Source organism: Streptomyces sp. NPDC006512, from assembly GCF_040611935.1.
Taxonomy (GTDB): Bacteria; Actinomycetota; Actinomycetes; order Streptomycetales; family Streptomycetaceae; genus Streptomyces.
Map to the genome: position 1 here is coordinate 63,161 of NZ_JBEXPG010000040.1, position 18,460 is coordinate 81,620.

Sequence of the window (18,460 nt, forward strand, 5' to 3'; positions counted from 1 at the left end):
AACCGTTCCCGGGCGGGGCCCGCACCTCGACGGACCCCGCTTCCCCCGTCCCCAACCCCCTGCGGGCATAGCCCGGTTCGGGGGGCCGCTCAGCAGATGCGCGGCAGCTGCTCCCCGATCGGCAGGTCCACCACCCGCGTGCCGCCGAGGCCGGTCCGCGCCACGACCATCCCCGGGTGGGCCTCGACGGCCTCCCCGATCACCGCGGCGCGGCGTCCCAGCGGGTGGGCGCGCATGGCGTCGAGCACGGCCTCGGCGTGTTCCCGGGGCACGAAGGCGACGAGCTTCCCCTCGTTGGCCACGTACAGCGGGTCCAGGCCGAGGATCGCGCAGGCGTTGGCGACGGCCGGCGGTACCGGTACGCGCGACTCGTGGAGGACGACACCGGTGCCGGAGGCGGCCGCGATCTCGTTCAGGGAGGCCGCCAGACCGCCCCGCGTCGGATCGCGCAGGACGTGCAGGTCCGGGGTGACCGCGAGCATGCTCTGCACGAGACCGCCCAGGGCCGCGCAGTCGCTCTCGACGTCCACGCCGAACTCCAGGCCCTCGCGCACGCTCATGATCGCCACCCCGTGCAGCCCGATCTCTCCGCTGACGATCACGACGTCACCCGGGACGACGCGCTGCGGCCGCAGGTCCACGCCCTGGGGCACGAGCCCGATCCCGGAGGTGTTGACGTAGATGCCGTCGCCGTGCCCCGACTCCACGACCTTCGTGTCGCCGGTGGCCACCTCCACCCCGGCGGCCCGCGCGGCCGCGCCCATGGCCTCGGCCACCCGCGCCACCGCCGAGATCTCCACACCCTCCTCCAGGATGAACCCGCAGGACAGGTAGGCGGCCCGGGCCCCGCTCATGGCCAGGTCGTTGACCGTGCCGTTGACCGCCAGGTCCCCGATGCAACCGCCCGGGAAGAACAGCGGCCGCACCACGTACGAGTCGGTGGAGAACGCGAGGCGGACCCCGCCGAGCGTGACGGCCGCCGCGTCCCCGAGCTGCGCCAGCACCTCACCGCCGAACGCCGGGGCGAAGAGGTGCTCGACCAGCTCGGCGGAGAGCGCGCCGCCGCCGCCGTGTCCCATCACCACGCGGGGGCGGTCGCGCAGGGGGGCCGGGCAGGTCCAGCCGGTGATGTCGAGCGCGGCCCCGGACCCTGCGGTTTCCGGGCGGGTCGGGTGCGGCTGTGCGGTGTCACGCAACGGGGCTCGCCTCCAGCGGCGCGGTCGGAGCGGAAGCGGCGGGCGCGGCGGCCGGGAGGTCCAGCCGCCGGTAGAGGTAGTACGCCGCGCACGCGCCCTCGCTCGACACCATCGTGGCGCCCAGCGGATTGCGCGGAGTGCACACGGTCCCGAAGGCCTCGCACTCGTTCGGCTTGATGAGCCCCTGGAGGACCTCGCCGGCCCGGCACGCGGCCGGCTCGCAGGTGGTGATGCCGGTCACCGAGAAGCGGTGCTCGGCGTCGTACTCCCGGTAGCGCGGCGACAGCCGCCAGCCGCTGTCCGGGATGACCCCGATGCCGCGCCAGGCCCGGTCGGTGACCTCGAAGACGTCCTCCAGCATCGCGAGCGCCGCCGGGTTCCCCTCCGGGCGGACCGCGCGCGCGTACGCGTTGTCGACGGTGTGCTCGCCGCGCTCCAGCTGCCGCACGGTGCGCCGTACGCCTTCCAGGATGTCCAGCGGCTCGAAGCCCGTCACCACGATCGGCACCCGGTGGCGCGCGGCCAGCTCCGGGTACTCGCCCGTCCCCATCACGCTGCACACGTGCCCGGCGGCCAGGAAGGCCTGCACCCGGCAGCTCGGCGAGCGCATGATCGCCTCGATCGCCGGGGGGACCCGCACGTGGGAGACCAGCAGGCTGAAGTTGCGGATGCCGAGCTTCTTCGCCTGGTACACCGTCATGGCGTTGGGCGGCGCCGTCGTCTCGAAGCCGATCCCGAAGAACACCACCTCCCGCCCCGGGTTCTGCTGCGCGACCTTCAGCGCGTCGAGCGGGGAGTACACCACCCGTACGTCGCCGCCCTCGCTGCGCACCTGGAACAGGTCGCGCCCGGTGCCCGGGACGCGGAGCATGTCGCCGAACGAGCAGAAGATCACGTCGGGGCGGGAGGCGATCTCCAGCGCCTTGTCGATGACCTCCAGCGGGGTCACGCACACCGGACAGCCCGGCCCGTGGATCAACTCCACCTGATCGGGCAGGAGTTGATCGATCCCGTGCCGGATGATGGTGTGGGTCTGGCCGCCGCACACCTCCATCAGGGCCCAGGGCCGGGTCACGGTGGCGTGGATGTCGTCGAGCAGCCTGCGGGCCAGTTCCGGGTCCTGGAACTCCTCGATGTACTTCACTGCGGGATCTCCTCCTGCCGGGCCCCGGCGTGCGCCGTGCCCTCCGCGTCCTCGGCGGCCCCGGCGGGCTCGTCGTCGGTGAACGGCCAGGGTGCGCCGCCCGCCTCCGCCGCCATCTCCCAGGGATCTCCGAACTCCTCCTGGAGCATGCCGAGTTGTGCGAACAGCTCCAGGGTCTGCCGGGCCGATTCCTCGTCCAGTCGTTGCAGGGCGAAACCCACGTGGACGATGGCGTACTCGCCGACCTGGAGGTCCGGCAGGTACTCCAGGCAGACCTCCTTCTGCACACCGCCGAAGTCGACGGTGGCCATGCGGGTGCCGTCCCTCTCCCCGATCTCAAGCACTCTGCCGGGTACCGCGAGGCACATGGGCTTCTCCTTGCTGTGGGTGGTCCGTGACGCGCGCGGCCCCCGCTGCGGCCGCGACCACGAGCTGGCCCAGGGCCAGGCCGCCGTCGTTCGGCGGGACGCGGTGGTGCCGCAGGACGGTGAAGCCGCGCTCGCGCAGGTCGCGGGCGCAGGCCGCGGAGAGCAGGGTGTTGGCGAAGACCCCGCCGGTCAGGGCCACGGTGTCGAGTCCGTGCCGCTCGCGGGCGAGCCCGCACAGCACGCCGACGAGCGCGGCGACCCCGGCGTGGAAACGCGCCGCGATCACCGGCCGGTCCACGCCCGCCCGTACATCGGCCGCCGCCGCGGCCAGCACGGGCCCCGGGTCGGCCACGACCGGCCCCCCGGCGTCGCCCCCGGCGGGCTCGCGCAGGCCGAAGACGTACCCGGGAACACCGGCCCCGGGGCCCGCCGCCAGCGCGGCGCCCTCCAGCTCGATCGCGGCCTGGGCCTCGTACCCGGAGCGGTGGCAGACACCGGCCAGGGAGGAGACGGCGTCGAAGAGCCGGCCCATGCTGGAGGTGGGGACGCAGTTCAGGTCCCGTTCCAGCTGGCGTGCCAGGACCCGGAGTTCGTCCGGCGGACAGGCGGCCGCGCAGGGCAGGTCCGGCGCCCAGTCGAGCCCGGCGGCCCGCAGGTGGGACAGCGCCATCCGGTACGGCCGGTGCACGGCGGCGTCACCGCCCGGCAGGGGGACGTAGGCGAGGTGCGCGAACCGGGTGAACCCGGAGTAGTCGGCGAGCAGGACCTCACCGCCCCAGACGGCGCCGTCGTCCCCGTACCCGGTGCCGTCGAAGGCGACGCCGATCACCCGCCGGGCACCGTCGAGACAGTGCTCGGCCATCGCGGAGGCGACGTGGGCGTGGTGGTGCTGGACCCGCACCAGCGGGCGCCCGTCGGCGTGGTCCCGCGCCCACCGGCCGGAGCGGTAGCCGGGGTGCCGGTCGGCGGCCAGCAGCACGGGACGGACGCCGGTGACGGCCTCCAGCTGCCGCTGGGCGCGGCCGTAGGCGTCCTGGGTGGCGAGGCCGTCCATGTCGCCGATGTGCGCGGACAGCCAGGCCAGGCGGCCCTCGCCCAGGCAGAAGGCGTTCTTGAGGTCGCCGCCCGCGGCGAAGACGGCGGGCACCTCCACCGGCAGCTTCACCGGCAGCGGGGCGTACCCGCGCGAGCGCCGCACGGTCAGCGGCTCTCCCTCGCACACCCGCACCACGGAGTCGTCGCAGGGCACGTGGATCGGGCGGTCGTGCGTGAGCCAGGCGTCGGCGAGGCCGCCGAGCCGCTCCAGCGCCTCGGCGTCGTCCGTGACGATGGGCTCGCCCGAGAGGTTGCCGCTGGTCATGACCAGCAGGCGGGGCCCCTCCGGGTCACCCGGCAGGCCGAGCAGCAGGTGGTGGACCGGGGTGTACGGGAGCATCACCCCGAGGTCGGGGCTGCCCGGGGCCACCCCGTCAGCCACGCCGCCCGCGCCCGGTGTCCCGGGGCGACGGCGCAACAGGACGATCGGGCGGACCCCGCCGGTGAGCAGGCTCCGCTCCTCGGCGCCGACCAGGGCGAGCCGCTCGACGTCGGCGAGCTCACGGGCCATCAGGGCGAAGGGCTTGGCGTCGCGCCCCTTGCGGCGGCGCAGCTCGGCCACGGCGCCGGCGTGGGAGGCGTCGCAGGCCAGGTGGTAGCCGCCGAGCCCCTTCACCGCGAGGACCGCCCCCTCGGCCAGCAGCCGGCGGGCCCCGGCGACGGGATCGGCACCGGGCACCTCGCGGGGCGGCCGCCCGGCCAGCAGCAGCAGCCGGGGCCCGCAGGCCGGGCAGGCCACCGGCTGGGCGTGGAAGCGCCGGTCGGCGGGGTCGGCGTACTCGCGGGCGCAGTCGGGGCACATCGGGAAACCGGCCATGGTGGTGTGGGCCCGGTCGTACGGCAGCCCGGTGACGATCGTGAAGCGGGGCCCGCAGTGCGTGCAGGTGATGAAGGGGTGGCGGTGCCGCCGGTCGGCGGGGTCGGCGAGTTCGGCGAGGCAGTCGGCGCAGGTCGCCGTGTCGGGGGAGACCAGCGTCCGGGCGGGACCCCCGCCGCGGGAGGCGACGATGGTGAAGCCGGAGCCGCCCGTGAGGGGCACCTCGCAGTGGTCGACCGCGTCCACGACGGCCAGCGGCGGCGCGTCCGCCGCCAGCCGCTCGCAGAACCGCGACACCGCCTCCGGGGCGCCCTCGACCTCGGCGACGACGCCCTCGGGCGTGTTGGAGACGTGCCCGGCGAGGCCGAGCCCGGTCGCGCGCGTGTACACGTACGGGCGGAAGCCGACGCCCTGGACCACGCCGCGGACGGTGATCCGGCGGCGCTGGACGGCCTCCATCAGCGGGTCTGCGTCACGGAGCCGTGGTGGGCGGGCGGGCGGCGGTCCGGATCGGGCTGCGCGTGACCGGGGACGTGGCCGTGTCCGTCGTGATCGTGGTCATGGTCGTGCCCGTCGTGGTCGTGCACGTGACCGTCGCCGTGCGTGTGGTCGTGCCCGTGTCCGTGGGTGTGCCCCTGCGCCGCCCGGGCCATGACCGGGGCGTGCGCCGCCGCCCCCGCGCCGACGGCCAGGGCCCGCTCCAGCAGGAGACCCCCTCCCGTACCCGCGCGGGCCGAGGTCAGCACCACTTCCACACCCGGGTTGACCTGCTGCACGTTCCGGCGGAAGGCGGCCTCGTCGAACTCGACGGCCTCCGCGATGTCGGTCTTGGTGACGACCACCAGCTGGGCCAGCCCGAAAGCCGTCGGGTACTTGAGCGGCTTGTCCTCGCCCTCGGTCACCGAGGCCAGCACCACCCGCAGGGATTCCCCGAGGTCGTACGAGGCCGGACAGACCAGGTTGCCCACGTTCTCCACGAACAGCAGCCGGGTCTCCTCCGGCAGCCACCCGTCCAGATGACGGCCCATCATCCCGGCTTCCAGGTGGCACAGGCCGTCGGTGAGCACCTGCTTGACCGGTACGCCGGAACGGGCCAGCCGCACCGCGTCGTTCTCGGTGGCCAGGTCCGCCGTCAGCGCCGCCACGGGCACGCCCCGCTCCCGGGCGAGCAGCAGCTCGCGTTCCAGCAGCGCGGTCTTGCCGCTGCCCGGGCTGGACAGCAGGTTGACCACGGTCGTTCCGCGGGCGGTGAGTTCGGCGCGCAGCACCTGCGCGGCGAGGTCGTTCTTGGCGAGCACCGCCTGCTGCAAGTCCACCACTCGGCACATGGGTTCAGGCCTCCTCGGAGATCGGTTCGCGGGTACGGTCGAGGCCACCGCCCGGGCCGTCCTCCCAGGTCACGCTGAGGATCCGCAGCTCGCGGCCCGACAGCAGCTCCACGTCGGTGGCCAGCCCGCAGCCGGGACAGCACAGTTGCGGCGGCATGCCGACCGCCCATTGCGTCGTACAGGCCGCGCAACGGGCGCGGGCCGCCTCGGACAGGGTGACGAGCTCGGCCCCTTCGAGGAGGGTGCCGGCGCAGGCCAGTTCGAAGCAGAAGGCCAGGGCGTCCGGCACCACACCGGCGAGCTCACCGACCTGGAGCCGGACCAGGGTGACGGCGCTCGCTCCGCCCGCCTCGGCGGCTTCTTCCACCTGGCCCACGACGGCCATGGCGATCGACATCTCGTGCATCGGGACTCCGTCCTGCCGGGCTCATTACAGCGGCAGGACCGGGGCGGCGCGGTCGGGCACGCCGACGCCCCGCGCGCCCCGTACGCCATTCGGGGGCGCCGGGGCAGAAGACCGGCGGGCGGACCCGGACGTCACATCCGGCGCAGGCGGAGGTAGCGCCGGATGTCGGGGAGCAGCTGCGTGAGCACGGCGACGAGGGCGGCGGCCGCCGCTCCGCCGACGAAGGCCTTCTTCATGGGGTTCTCCTCAGTTCGCGCGCGGTGTGCGCGGTGTCCGCGGTGGTCTCGGTGTGCGCGGTGGTCTCGACGTGCGGGCCGGCCCCGGCGCCCGGGGCCTCCCCGACGAGCTCCAGGACGGTCCGTACGGCCTCCGGCACGGCGGCGGCCACCGGGGCGCTCAGCCCGATGCCCTCCTCGACCGAGGCGGGTTCGCAGCCGACGACCAGGGTGCGCCGGGGCGGCGTCGAGCCGGTACCGGCGCACAGGGTGCCCAGCAGGGCCAGTACGGCGTCCGGCGACATGTGGTGGCCGTCGAGCACGGCGCCGCCGGGCGGGCCGGAGCCCGCTTCCCCGGCGTCGATCAGGTACACGGTGCCGGGGGCCCCGCCACGGGCGGCGGCGTCGATCAGGACGAGCGTGTCGTAGCCGTCGAGGAGCTGGTAGGCCAGGTGGACCCCGCGCACCCCGAAGTCCACCACCTCGACGTGCCCGGGCAGCGGGTGCCCGGACAGGGCGCGCACCACCTCGACGCCGAAGCCGTCGTCGCCGAGGAAGACGTTGCCGATGCCCGCGACCAGGGTGGCGCCGCTCACGCGTCCTCCAGAGGGGTGACCTCGTCGGGCTGGAAGTACAGGAACCGGCCCTGTTCGCGCCGGATGTCGGCGCCGGGGTCGCCCTCCACCGTGACGGCGAGGTGCACTCCGCCGTCCACGTCGTGCAGGACCGCCTCGACCAGCGCGGGGCGGTCCCGCAGGAAGAGGTCCTGGGCGTCGGTGGGCCGCAGGCCGGGGCGCAGCAGCACCCGGCTGCCCACGCCGACCTGGACCCCGTCGATCGGGATCCGGTCCGGCACCGGGTCCAGGGCGTCCGGCCGGGCCGGGTCCCACCAGGGCGTGTCCGGGCTGAACACCGCTTCCTCGGGCGGGAGTTCACGGATCTCCGGGGGTCCTTCGCCGGTGACCTCGCGCAGGGCCCGGACGGCCCCGTGCAGCCGCTCCAGGACCTCGGGCGGCATGGACTCCGCGAGGTCGATCACCGCGGCCGCCCGGGGGTCCGTACCGCGGGCCTCGCGCTTCTCCCGGTCGGTGAGGGCCGCCGTGCGCAGGGTGAGGATCTCGTCGATCTCCAGGGCGTCGTACATGGCGCCGGCGCTCTCCGGTGCGATGGCCGGGTGGTCCTCCAGGATGATCGGGGAGGACAGGACCACGTCGGCGCGGCCGTCCTCGCCCGCGAGGACGGGCCAGGTGTGCCGGTTGGCGCAGTCGGCGACGGCGCTCCTGGCCCATTCGGGCGGGTCCGTCATCGACAGGAAGGAACCGGCGTCGAGCCCCAGCAGGAGGTGGGCGGCAACCAGCGACCGGGGCAGAGCCGCCTCGCGCGCGTCGCCCGCACCGTCCGGGACCCACGGGCTGGTGTTCTCCACCACCGCGGTGAGTCTCGACACCCGGTACGGGCCCGCGAGTTCGGCGGCCCGTAGCCGTACCCGGCCGTTGACCTCGGCGGTGCGCCGCACCAGCCGGCCCACCGTCCGGCCGTCGGCGTCGAGCACCGCCTCGGTGTCCTCGCGCGCGGGCCGGGAGAACGGCAGCACGATCCCGTCGCCCGCGAGCGCGGCGACGGGGACCTCGTGCACGACCCGTTCCTCGGTCCCCTCGTCCCACGGGACCAGCACCCGGTCCTCCAGGTGCAGTTCACCGGTCTCGGTGAACGAGCCGTCGGCTTCGGCCCGTTGGACCGTACGACGCTGCGCGTGCAGGAACCGCAGCTCGAGGGCGAGCGTCGCCGCGCCCCGGGGCTCCATCAGGATCTCGGTCTGCTGGAAGGAGTGCTCCCCTTGCGCGGGCGCCCAGGCCGGCGGCACGAGCACGCCGAACTGCCAGCGCAGCCGGTTCTTCGCGGCCGAGGCCCGGTACGGGTAGAGCACGTACCCCTCGAACAGGACGGCGTCGGCCACCTGCCGGGCGGTGGCGAAGCGGGCGTCGGCGGCCGTCGCCGCCGGGGTCGTCGTGGTCACGGCGCTGCCCTCTCCGCCGCACGCGGCAGGACCGCGCCCGCCCAGGCGGGCCCGTCGGACGGGGGTTCCGTGCCGGCGGCCGCGCCGAGCAGGGACCGTACGGTCGCCTCCCAGGAGGAGAGCGCGTGCCGCGAACGGTAGGCGAGCAACTCCTCCATGGCGTCGCGCGGCAGCCGCAGCCAGCCGCAGCCCGGGAAGTGCTGCTCCACCATCTCCCGCCACACCGCGACGGGCATCCGGTACGAGGCCTCCCGGTCCCAGGGCACCGGCTCGACCCGGAAGCCTCCGTCACCCGTGAAGGCCGTCCCGGAGAACAGCATCAGCAGCGGGGCCTCGCCGTCCTCCAGGGCGTTGAAGTAGCGGGTCGCCGCGATGTCCATGTCGTACGTGCAGGGCACGACCAGGTCGGTCTCGGTCTCCCCGGTGAAACTGGGGACCATGACCGACACCTGCGCGAACTGCACGGGCTGGAGCGTGCTGCCCCACCGGGAGCGGGCGCCGAACAGGTCCGCCAGCCCCTCGGCCTCGGCGGTCGCGTAGCCCCGCCGGGCCGGCTCGATCCGCAGCTGGCAGCGCAGGGCCAGGGCGTGCACCCGGACGCCCGCGCCGGCGGTGACGCGGAGCCGGAACACGAGGGTGGGCCCGGCCGCGTAGGCGTCGGCCCGCACGCCCGTGCAGGTGAAGGTGAAGTCCGTCGTCGCCGTCATGACCCCAGCGCCCCCTGCCCGGACGTGGACCCGGCCGGGACCTTGACCCGCCGGGCGACCTGCGCGAAGAAGGCGTCCAGCGCTGCCCGCGCCTCGGCCCCGCCGTCGAAGCCCTGCCACAGCAGGCGCATGCGCCCCACCAGCTCGTAGCAGATGTCGATCGGCACCAGATGGCACTCGGTGCGGCCCTCGGAGCGGCGCAGCAGCAGGGCCTCCACGTCCGGTTCGAGCAGCGCGGCCAGCCGGCTGGCGCCGAGTACGGTCTGCCAGGTCTCGGGGTCGAGTTCGCTCTCGGTGGCTCCGGCCGGGCTCGGGTAGAGGGCGACCAGCCGGTCGAGCGCGGCGTTGCGGAAGAAGAACGCGACCCCGACCGGGATCTGCAGGAGCTCCCAGGCGTTGTCGTCGAGCCGGTTGCCCGGATCGGTGAGGTAGCGGTCCGGGACGGCCCGGTACCGCCCGGTCGCGGTGCCCGGCCGGTCGAACAGCAGGGCGCAGGCGGTGCAGGCGCAGACCAGCGCCCGCCGCTCGGTCTCCACGAGGTGGCGGTGGCCGTCCTCCGGCACCACCACCCCGCACAGTTCACAGGTCTCGGGGCGGGGCGGGCGAGGCCCCGTGAACCGGCGCAGGCCGCGCGGGGCGGCCTGCGCGGAGCGGCCCGTGACGGGCCCGCTCACGGCACCCGCGCCGGGGCCGGCGGGCGGGCGGAGATCTGGAGTAGGGCCGGCTGCGGAGCCGCGGCGGCCGCCAGCTCCACCCGGGTCACCTCCGGCGCGAAGCAGGCGAGGGTGTCCTCGACCGCCTTCGGCGCACCCGAACCGGCTGCGGAACCGGCCCCCGAGGAGCAGCCGCAGCCGGAGCCCGCGGGCGCCGGGCGCAGCCGCAGGACCCCGGTGGCCTCGTCGAAACCGATCAGCTCCACCGGGTCGCCGGCGGCGTCCAGGGCCCGCGCGATGCGGGCGTGCACGTCCTCGGGATGCAGGTCGTGCAGGGCCAGCAGGCTCGCGACGAGCTCGTCGTCGAGCAGCCCGCCGGGGAGCCCGCCGCCGCCCTCGGCGCCGAGCCGTTCCACGATCCGGGCGAGCCCGGCCCCGTAGAAGTCCATGAGCACGCGGACCAGTTCCTCCGCCGCCGCGCACGCCTCCCGGTCGCCGGTGGCGGCGAGCCGGTCGAGGACCTCCTCCACCCGCTGCCCCGCCTGCCGGGCGTCGGCCGGGGCGCTCATCCGCCCAGTCCGCTCAGGCCGGTGGGGACGTGCATCGTCTTGACCGTCTTGCCGCCGCCCACGTACATGTGGACCCCGCACGGCAGGCACGGGTCGAAGCTGCGCACCGCGCGCATGATGTCGATGCCCTTGAAGTTCTCCGGGGTGTTCTCCTCGAAGATCGGGGTGTTCTGCACCGCGTCCTCGTACGGCCCGGGCGTTCCGAACGTGTCGCGGGTGCTCGCGTTCCACGGGGTCGGCGGGTAGGGGTGGTAGTTGGCGATCTTGCCGTCGCGGATCACCATGTGGTGCGACAGGACCCCGCGCACGGCCTCGGTGAAACCGACGCCCAGGCCCTCGTCCGGCACCTCGAACTTCTCCCAGGTCTGGGTGCGCCCGGCGCGGACCTCGGCCAGGCCCTTCTCGGCGCAGTGCAGGGCGATCGCGGCGGCGTACGCCTGGAAGTACGTACGGGCCCGGTTGCGCTCCAGCGCGTTGCTCCACTTCGGGATCTTCCACTCGAAGCGGGTCTCGGGCTTGGTCATCGTCCGGGGCAGGGTGATGACGACGCTGTGCCCGGTGGCCTGTACGTAGTCGGTGTGGACGAGCCCGGACAGGGCCGTCGACCACAGGCGGGCGATGGGGCCGCCGCCGGTGTCCAGCGCGAGGTGGTCCTTGCCGTCGAACCAGCGGGGCGACATCACCCAGCTGTACTTGTCGTCGAAGTTCCGCTTCTGGGGGGCCGGGATGGTGTGCTGGTTCCACGGGTGGCGCGGGTCGACCGGGTTGCCGAGCGGGTCGTGGGTGACGAACTGCTCCCGGCCCTCCCAGTCGTCGTAGTACGAGCTGCCCAGCAGGATGCGGATGCCGAGGTTGATCTCGGTGAGGTCGTTGGTGACCAGCTTGCCGTCCACGACCACGCCCGGGGTGACGAACATCTTCCGTCCCCAGTCGGTCATGTTGGCGTACGTGAAGTCGCAGTGCTCCGGGTCGTTGAGCGCGCCCCAGCAGCCCAGCAGCACCCGGCGCCGGCCGACCTCCTCGTAGCCCGGCAGGGCCTCGTAGAAGAAGTCGAAGAGGTCGTCGTGCAGCGGCACCACCCGCTTCATGAACTCGCAGTACCGCATCAGGCGGCTCATGTAGTCCGTGAAGAGCTGGACGGACGCGATCGTGCCGACGCCGCCCGGGTACAGCGTCGAGGGGTGCACGTGGCGCCCCTCCATCAGGCAGAACATCTCCCGCGTGTAGCGGCTGACCTGGAGCGCCTCGCGGTAGAACTCGCCCTCGATGGGGTTCAGGGAGCGCATGATGTCGGCGATGGTCTTGAAGCCGTGCTCCCCGGCGTGCGGGGCGGGCGTGCGCTCGGCCAGCTCCAGCACGCCGGGGTTGGTCTCGCGGACCATCTTCTCGCAGTAGTCGACCCCGACCAGGTTCTCCTGGAAGATGTTGTGGTCGAACATGTACTCCGCGGACTCGCCCAGGTTGATGATCCACTCGGCGAGGTGGGGCGGCTTCACCCCGTAGGCCATGTTCTGCGCGTACACGGAGCAGGTCGCGTGGTTGTCCCCGCAGATCCCGCAGATGCGGCTGGTGATGAAGTGCGCGTCACGGGGGTCCTTGCCGCGCATGAAGACGCTGTACCCGCGGAAGACCGAGGAGGTGCTGTAGCACTCCGCGACCCGCTTCTGCTTGAAGTCGATCTTCGTGTGGATGCCGAGGCTGCCCACGATCCGGGTGATCGGATCCCAGGCCATCTCGACCAGACCGCTGCCGTCTGCGGCCGCCTTCGTCTTCGGTGTCATCGTCTCTGCCGTGACCCTTCTTCGGTGCGGAGTTGCTGAACGGGGATGAGGACGGGCGGGGCCGTCACCAGGGCGGGCGGTAGCCCGTGGTCAGCTTCTGGCCGGTGTGGCGCCACTTCGGCTCCTGGTCGACGGTGTGCAGCGTGATCGCCCGGAGCCGGCGGACCACCGCCCCGTACGCGCCGCTGGCCTTGCTGGACACCTTCGCGCCGGGAGGCTCGTCCATGAACGGCATGAACTTGTCGGGGAAGCCGGGCATCGTGCAGGCGATGCAGATGCCGCCGACGTTCGGGCAGCCGCCGATCCCGTTCATCCAGCCGCGCTTGGGGACGTTGCACTTGACGACCGGCCCCCAGCAGCCCAGCTTGACCAGGCACTTCGGGGAGTCGTAGGTGTGCGCGAACTGCCCCTGCTCGTAGTAGCCGGCCCGGTCGCAGCCCTCGTGGACGGTCGCCCCGAACAGCCAGGTCGGACGCAGCTTGTCGTCCAGCGGGATCATCGGCGCGGAGCCGGCCGCCTGGTACAGCAGGTAGGTCAGCGTCTCCGAGAAGTTGTCCGGCTGGATCGGACAGCCCGGCACGCACACGATCGGGATGCCGGCGTGCGACTTCCAGTCCCAGCCCAGGTAGTCGGGCACGCCCATCGCACCCGTCGGGTTGCCCTCCATCGCGTGGATCCCGCCGTACGTGGCGCAGGTGCCGATGGCGACGACCGCGAGGGCCTTGGGCGCCAGCCGGTCGATCCACTCGCTGGTGGTGATGGGCTGGCCGGTCTCCGGATCGTCGCCGAAACCGCACCAGTAACCCTCGGGCTTGATGCTCTCGTTGGGGATCGAGCCCTCGACGACGAGCACGAACGGATCGATCTCGCCGCGCTCGCCCTTGAAGAACCACTCGATGAACGTGTCGGCGCCGCCGACGGGACCGCACTCGAAGTCGATCAGGGGCCAGTGCACGGCGATCTTGGGCAGACCGGGCAGCACCCCCGTCACGATCTCCTCGATGCTCGGCTGCATCGCGGCCGTCAGGGACACGGAGTCGCCGTCGCAGCTCAGCCCCGCGTTGATCCAGAGGATGTGGATCGGGGGGTCCTCTACCGCTACCGGGTCCTGCGTTGCTGCATCCATGGGGGATGCCTCCTTGGGGAGAAGATCGGGGGGTGGGGAGGGGTGCGCAGCGGGCCGGGTTCCCGACCCCACCTTTCTTGCTAACAGGGAGCGGGCCCGGGTGCTCCGTCATGTGCGGCCAGTCCAGTGACGGCGCCCGGCCGCGCGGCGGCCGCCGGGACGTGCCGGTCCGGCGCGGGACGCACGAGGTGCTCCGGCGTCGCGGCCGGGGTCTCCTTGCGCACGAAGGCGCGGCGCAGGGCGTGGTAGGGCGCCGCGGGGTCGAAGAAGGTCCGCCGCATCAGGGCCAGCTCCGCCTCCCGGTACGCCGCCAGCGGCCGGGCCGCCTCGTCCCGCTCGCGCAGTTCCTTCTTCGCGGAGATCCTGGACTGGGTGGCGGGCAGCGCCGCGAGCTGCGCCGCCAGCCGCGCCGTCTCGACGGCGAACGCCTGCGGCGAGCAGGCGAGCGTGCGGTCGGCCAGCCCCAGCCGGACCGCGGCGTCCGCGCTCAGCGGCAGCGCCTCCGTGGTCAGCCGCGCCGCGACGCCCGCGCCGACGCGGCGCGGCAGGGTGTACGTCCAGTACTCCGAACCGTGCAGGCCCATCAGCCGGTAGTGCGGGTTCAGCACGGCCCCCGACCGGCACCACACCTCGTCGGCGGCGAGGGCGAGCATGGCCCCGCCGGCGGCCGCGTTGCCGCCGAGCGCGGCGACGACCAGCCGGTCGGTGGTGGTCAGGACGGCCTCCACCAGGTCGTCCATGGCGTTGATGTTGGCCCAGGACTCCGCCGCGGGATCCTCGGCCGCCTCGATCACGCCCAGGTGGATGCCGTTGGAGAAGAAGTCCCGCCCGCCGCCGAGGACGAGGACGGAGGTGGGGCGGGCGCAGGCCGTCCGGTACGCCTCCAGCAGCCGCTGGCACCGCTCCGTGCTCATGGCCCCGCCGGGGAAGGCGAACGACAGGAACCCGGTCTGGCCCTCCTCCCGGTAGCCGATGTCGGTCCAGGTGCGCCGCCCCGGGTTGACGTGGAGCGGGGCCGGACGCTCCCGCAGCGCGGGCAGGCGCGCGCCGAGCGCCACGGTGGCGGGCAGCTTGACGGGGACGGGGCCGCCCGGCGTGCGGCGGGCCCGCAGCTCCGGGATCCACACGGCGCCGTCGGCCGTCGCCCGGCAGACCGCCCCCGCCCGGGTCGCCAGCAGCTCGCCGGGGCGGCCCCGGAGGCGGTCCTCCGGGTGGCCGCCGTGCAGGAACCATTCGGCGCCGAGGAGCTCGTCCCGTACGCCCGGCTGGGAGTCGGCGGCCCGCAGCGTCCGCAGGACCCGCTCGGTGGAATCGGCCTCCCAGTCGATGCGGCGGCCCTCCTGGCGCAGGTAGGGGCGGGTCCGGGCGGCGGCAGGGTCCTGGGGCGCGGGGACGTGCGTACCGGAGGCGAAGCGCTCCACGGCCAGCAGGACGGCCCTCAGGGCCGCGTCGGCGATCTCACCCCGGTACAGGTCGCTCTTGCCGACCGGCGGCACCGGGCACTCCGCGGAGGCCCATACGTCACCGGCGTCCATCTCGGCCCCGGCCTGCAGTACGGTGACGCCCCAGCGGACCGCCTGTTCCTGCACGGCCCGGTCGAGGGAGGAGGGACCGCGGTCCCCGACCGGCCCCGGATGGACGATCAGGCAGGTGCGGGACGACCACACCTCCTCCGGGATCGCGGACTTGAGCATCGGGGCGAGCACGAGGTCGGGGTCGTGGCGGCGTACCGCGTCCGCCAGGGAAACGTGGGGCAGGGCCAGTTCGACCGCCACGCGGTGGCCGTGATCGCGCAGCTCGGCGTGGACTCGCTGCGTGAGGCTGTTGAACGCACTCGCGACGAGCAGGACGTACACGTGATCTCCCAGCGGCGGCCCGGTGCCGGAGCGGGGTGACGCCCGGCCTGATCGGCGGTTCGTGACCGGAACACGACCGGCCGCCTGAGATGGTCGGCTGCGGCGACGGCCGCGCGCCCGCAGCCGTGCGGCGGAGTCACTCGAAAGCGCCCATGGAAAGGGCCGCTCGGCCGCAGCCCGACGGGGCGCGCACCGGCCGGGAGCACTCCGCAGCCGGGCTCCGCTACTCCCGCTCCCGCCCTCCCGCTCCCGCTACTCCCGCTCCTCCACGGCGATGGCCCGCTTCAGCTCCTCGTGCGCCTCGCCGCATTCGCCCTCCTGCTGCTCCAGCAGGGCGGCGGCGATGGCGTCGAGCTTGCGCTGGATCGCGTGCTCGGCCCTGCGCTCGGAGTTCTTCAGCAGGGCCAGCAGCAGCAGGGACACCGCGGCCATGGCGTCCCCCGCGAGGTGCTGCCAGATCACGGGCAGGTGGAGGGCGTGCACGACGAGGAACCCCAGCACCAGGGCGACGCAGAGCAGGGAGAACCCGGCGGAGCTGGTGAAGTTGGATGCCAGCTCGGCCAGCTTCTCGAAGCGGCCGAGCCGCCCGTTGCCGCCCTTCTCGGAGGGGTGCTCGAAGGTCATGCGGGGCGCCTGCCCAGACCCGGGCCGGCCAACCCTCCCCGGGCGGGGGCGGCGGCCGGTGTGGTTCCCGTGGCTCGCCGCGGCCGCGCCGTACGGTGGGGCCGTGGCGGAACCTGCGGCAGACGTGATGGACACCCAGACGGCCGCGGCCCACCTCAAGGAGCGGCTGTACGCGACGATCACCATGATCTCCGTCGTCATCGGGCTCGCGGGCAGCGGCCACGTCGAGGCCCTCGGCGCCGCTCTGACGGTGGTGACGGCCTCGGCGGGCCTGTGGCTGGCCTCCCTGGTCGCCGACCAGCAGGCCCACCGGGTCACGCACGGCGCCCTCGCCCGGGGCCGCGACCTGCGCGCCATGCTCTTCGTCAGCAGCCCCCTGCTGCTCTCCGCGGTGGGCCCGCTGCTCCTGATCGGCCTGGCCGCCCTCGGCGTGATGGCCGTGGAGACGGCCCTCCTCACGGCGGCCGGCGTCAACGTCGCCACCCTGTTCGCCTGGGGCTGCTACGGCGGCATCCGCATGGGCGGCGGCACGGCCTTCGCCCTCCTGGCCGGCGGCATCGACGCCGCGATCGGCACGGCGGTGGCCGCCGTCAAGGCCGCGGCGGGGCACTAGGCGGGGCATCAGCGGCGCCCCCGGGTCCCCTCCGCGCGAGGGCCCCGGCCTCGACGGGCAGGCGGCGATATGTGGCCATATCGTGCACAGGGAAGCGGCCGCGGGCGGCCGGGGCCTGGAGCAGGGAGCTGGGGCATGGCGAAGGCGTACCTGGTGGGCAGCGGCATCGCGGCGCTGTCGGCGGCGGCGTTCCTGATCCGCGACGGCGGGTTCGCGGGATCCGACATCGTGCTCCTGGAGGAACAGGACCGCGAGGGCGGCAGCCTGGACGCGGCGGGCTCGCCCGAGACCGGCTACACGATGCGCGGTGGACGCATGTTCGAGCTGCACTTCGAGTGCACCTACGACCTGCTCCGCTCCATCCCGTCCCTGGACGACCCCTCGAAGTCGGTGACCGCGGACACCTTCGCCTTCCACGAGGACTTCGCCTGGGACGACCGCGCCCGCCTGGTCGACGCCGAGGGCAGGATCGTCGACGCCCACGCGATGGGCTTCTCCGAGCGCGACCGCCTGGAGCTCGTCAGGTGCGCGGCCACGCCCGAGCGGCAGCTGGACGGCAAGCGGATCACCGACTGCTTCAGCGAGGGGTTCTTCCGTACGAACTTCTGGTGGATGTGGTGCACCACCTTCGCCTTCGAACCCTGGCACAGCGCGGTCGAGTTCCGCCGCTACCTCAACCGGTTCGTCCACCTCTTCAAGACGTTCGACACCATGTCGGGCATCTACCGGACGCGCTTCAACCAGTTCGACTCGATCGTGCGCCCGGTCCTGAAGTGGCTGACGGACCAGGGCGTGACCGTACGCCTCGGAACCCGTGTCACGGACCTGACCCTCGCGGGCCAGGAGGGGGAGCTCACCGTCACCGCCCTCTCCGTGACCCGGGCCGGACGCGTCGAGGAGATCCCGGTCGGCGCCGACGACCTGGTCATGGTGACCAACGGATCGATGACGGCCGGCTCCGCCCTGGGCTCGACCCACGCGGCGCCCGTACCCGACCCGTCCGCTACGGGCGGTTCCTGGAAGCTGTGGGAGACCCTCGCCGCGAAGCGGCCCGGTCTCGGCAACCCCAAGGTGTTCGACTCGTCGCCCGCGGACTCCTGCTGGGGTTCCTTCACCGTCACCACCCAGGACCCCACCTTCTTCAAGCTGATGGAGGACTTCAGCGGCAGCGAGGCCGGCAAGGGGGGGCTGATCACCTTCAAGGACTCGGCCTGGCTGCTGACCATCGTCCTCAACCACCAGCCCCACTTCCGCGACCAGCCCGACGACACCTTCGTGTGGTGGGGCTACGGACTCTTCCCCGACCGGGTGGGCGACTACGTCAAGAAGCCGATGCGGGACTGTTCCGGCCGGGAGATCCTCGACGAGGTACTGCACCACCTGCGCTTCGAGCAGGCCCCGCGGATCCTCGACAGCGCGATCGTCATCCCCGCCCTGATGCCGTACATCACCAGCCAGTTCCTGGTCCGCAGCCATGGCGACCGGCCCCGGGTGGTGCCCGAGGGGTCCACCAACCTGGCCTTCATCGGCCAGTACGCCGAGGTGCCCGACGACGTCGTCTTCACCGTCGAGTACTCCGTACGCACCGCCTGGACCGCGGTGGCGGACCTGCTCCACCTCGACGAGCGGCCGCCACCCGTCTTCAAGGGCCGGCACAGCCCCAAGGTCCTCGTCGAGGCCCTGGAGACGCTCCACCGACGCTGACCCCGCACGGGGCGGAACGACCGGCGACGGTCCCGACCCGGGAAGGGTCAGGACCGTCGTCCGGCACGTCAGGTCGCGGCTACGGGCGGTCCGGTTACCTCACCGGCTCCGGCTGCGCGTCCGCTTCGTCCACGGGGACCTCCTGCTCCGGGGCCTTCACCGATTCGAGGAGGAGTTGGGCGACGTCGACGACCTGGACGGATTCCTTGGCCTTGCCGTCGTTCTTCTTGCCGTTGACGGA

Annotated in this window: 17 protein-coding genes; 2 read left to right on the forward strand and 15 right to left on the reverse strand. The window is 73.5% G+C overall.

Annotated elements, in window-relative coordinates; translation table 11 throughout:
• Positions 1 to 89 precede the first annotated feature (89 nt).
• The 15 genes from hypE to ABZZ17_RS26255 form a co-directional block, all read right to left on the reverse strand.
• Complete coding sequence (gene hypE / locus ABZZ17_RS26185; protein WP_356879098.1) at positions 90 to 1,196, reverse strand: hydrogenase expression/formation protein HypE; 1,107 nt, start codon at positions 1,194 to 1,196, stop codon at positions 90 to 92.
• Positions 1,189 to 2,340: a hydrogenase formation protein HypD gene (gene hypD, locus ABZZ17_RS26190; protein WP_356879100.1), complete on the reverse strand. Its 1,152-nt coding sequence runs from the start codon at positions 2,338 to 2,340 to the stop codon at positions 1,189 to 1,191. Before hypD ends, hypE begins: the two co-directional genes overlap by 8 nt.
• Positions 2,337 to 2,708, reverse strand: a complete 372-nt coding sequence (locus ABZZ17_RS26195; RefSeq protein ID WP_356879102.1) for a HypC/HybG/HupF family hydrogenase formation chaperone — start codon at positions 2,706 to 2,708, stop codon at positions 2,337 to 2,339. Before ABZZ17_RS26195 ends, hypD begins: the two co-directional genes overlap by 4 nt.
• Positions 2,677 to 5,079, reverse strand: a complete 2,403-nt coding sequence (gene hypF, locus ABZZ17_RS26200; RefSeq protein WP_356879104.1) for a carbamoyltransferase HypF — start codon at positions 5,077 to 5,079, stop codon at positions 2,677 to 2,679. The genes ABZZ17_RS26195 and hypF overlap by 32 nt, the downstream gene beginning before the upstream one ends.
• Entirely contained in the window at positions 5,079 to 5,948 is an 870-nt protein-coding gene (hypB, locus tag ABZZ17_RS26205) for a hydrogenase nickel incorporation protein HypB (RefSeq protein WP_356879106.1), read from the reverse strand. The genes hypF and hypB overlap by 1 nt, the downstream gene beginning before the upstream one ends.
• 4 nt (positions 5,949 to 5,952) lie before the next feature.
• Entirely contained in the window at positions 5,953 to 6,354 is a 402-nt protein-coding gene (locus ABZZ17_RS26210; protein ID WP_356879108.1) for a hydrogenase maturation nickel metallochaperone HypA, read from the reverse strand.
• Positions 6,355 to 6,586: 232 nt separating this feature from the next.
• Positions 6,587 to 7,165 (reverse strand): hydrogenase maturation protease, encoded by a 579-nt coding sequence (locus tag ABZZ17_RS26215; RefSeq protein WP_356879110.1) that lies wholly within the window; start codon positions 7,163 to 7,165, stop codon positions 6,587 to 6,589.
• On the reverse strand, positions 7,162 to 8,586 hold the full coding sequence (locus ABZZ17_RS26220) for a hypothetical protein (RefSeq protein ID WP_356879112.1): 1,425 nt from the start codon (positions 8,584 to 8,586) through the stop codon (positions 7,162 to 7,164). Before ABZZ17_RS26220 ends, ABZZ17_RS26215 begins: the two co-directional genes overlap by 4 nt.
• A complete protein-coding gene (locus tag ABZZ17_RS26225; protein ID WP_356879114.1) occupies positions 8,583 to 9,293 on the reverse strand; it encodes a DUF6084 family protein in 711 nt (236 codons plus the stop codon). The genes ABZZ17_RS26220 and ABZZ17_RS26225 overlap by 4 nt, the downstream gene beginning before the upstream one ends.
• Complete coding sequence (locus ABZZ17_RS26230) at positions 9,290 to 9,967, reverse strand: DUF5947 family protein (RefSeq protein WP_356879116.1); 678 nt, start codon at positions 9,965 to 9,967, stop codon at positions 9,290 to 9,292. Before ABZZ17_RS26230 ends, ABZZ17_RS26225 begins: the two co-directional genes overlap by 4 nt.
• Positions 9,964 to 10,515 (reverse strand): hypothetical protein, encoded by a 552-nt coding sequence (locus ABZZ17_RS26235; protein ID WP_356879118.1) that lies wholly within the window; start codon positions 10,513 to 10,515, stop codon positions 9,964 to 9,966. Before ABZZ17_RS26235 ends, ABZZ17_RS26230 begins: the two co-directional genes overlap by 4 nt.
• The gene (locus ABZZ17_RS26240; RefSeq protein WP_356879120.1) at positions 10,512 to 12,296 is read right to left on the reverse strand and encodes a nickel-dependent hydrogenase large subunit; all 1,785 of its coding nucleotides are present in this window, start codon (positions 12,294 to 12,296) and stop codon (positions 10,512 to 10,514) included. Before ABZZ17_RS26240 ends, ABZZ17_RS26235 begins: the two co-directional genes overlap by 4 nt.
• Positions 12,297 to 12,360: 64 nt before the next feature.
• Positions 12,361 to 13,422, reverse strand: a complete 1,062-nt coding sequence (locus ABZZ17_RS26245) for a hydrogenase expression protein HypE (protein WP_356879122.1) — start codon at positions 13,420 to 13,422, stop codon at positions 12,361 to 12,363.
• A gap of 80 nt (positions 13,423 to 13,502) precedes the next feature.
• On the reverse strand, positions 13,503 to 15,278 hold the full coding sequence (locus ABZZ17_RS26250; protein WP_356879124.1) for a hydrogenase maturation protein: 1,776 nt from the start codon (positions 15,276 to 15,278) through the stop codon (positions 13,503 to 13,505).
• Between the two features lie 252 nt (positions 15,279 to 15,530).
• Entirely contained in the window at positions 15,531 to 15,902 is a 372-nt protein-coding gene (locus ABZZ17_RS26255; protein ID WP_356879126.1) for a hypothetical protein, read from the reverse strand.
• Between the two features lie 103 nt (positions 15,903 to 16,005).
• Here ABZZ17_RS26255 and ABZZ17_RS26260 point away from each other — a divergent pair, with 103 nt between their 5' ends.
• Together ABZZ17_RS26260 and ABZZ17_RS26265 are read left to right on the forward strand one after the other, a co-directional pair.
• Positions 16,006 to 16,515, forward strand: a complete 510-nt coding sequence (locus ABZZ17_RS26260; RefSeq protein WP_356879128.1) for a hypothetical protein — start codon at positions 16,006 to 16,008, stop codon at positions 16,513 to 16,515.
• A 135-nt stretch (positions 16,516 to 16,650) separates the two neighbouring features.
• Positions 16,651 to 18,219, forward strand: coding sequence for an oleate hydratase (locus ABZZ17_RS26265; RefSeq protein ID WP_356879130.1), 1,569 nt, complete (start codon positions 16,651 to 16,653; stop codon positions 18,217 to 18,219).
• Positions 18,220 to 18,460 lie beyond the last annotated feature (241 nt).

Coding starts and splice junctions, on each gene's coding strand:
- ABZZ17_RS26195 (WP_356879102.1), bottom strand. CDS start 2,708: ATGTGCCTCGCGGTACCCGGCAGAGTGCTTGAGATCGGGGAGAGGGAC.
- hypF (WP_356879104.1), bottom strand. CDS start 5,079: ATGGAGGCCGTCCAGCGCCGCCGGATCACCGTCCGCGGCGTGGTCCAG.
- hypB (WP_356879106.1), bottom strand. CDS start 5,948: ATGTGCCGAGTGGTGGACTTGCAGCAGGCGGTGCTCGCCAAGAACGAC.
- ABZZ17_RS26210 (WP_356879108.1), bottom strand. CDS start 6,354: ATGCACGAGATGTCGATCGCCATGGCCGTCGTGGGCCAGGTGGAAGAA.
- ABZZ17_RS26225 (WP_356879114.1), bottom strand. CDS start 9,293: ATGACGGCGACGACGGACTTCACCTTCACCTGCACGGGCGTGCGGGCC.
- ABZZ17_RS26235 (WP_356879118.1), bottom strand. CDS start 10,515: ATGAGCGCCCCGGCCGACGCCCGGCAGGCGGGGCAGCGGGTGGAGGAG.
- ABZZ17_RS26240 (WP_356879120.1), bottom strand. CDS start 12,296: ATGACACCGAAGACGAAGGCGGCCGCAGACGGCAGCGGTCTGGTCGAG.
- ABZZ17_RS26245 (WP_356879122.1), bottom strand. CDS start 13,422: ATGGATGCAGCAACGCAGGACCCGGTAGCGGTAGAGGACCCCCCGATC.
- ABZZ17_RS26255 (WP_356879126.1), bottom strand. CDS start 15,902: ATGACCTTCGAGCACCCCTCCGAGAAGGGCGGCAACGGGCGGCTCGGC.
- ABZZ17_RS26265 (WP_356879130.1), top strand. CDS start 16,651: ATGGCGAAGGCGTACCTGGTGGGCAGCGGCATCGCGGCGCTGTCGGCG.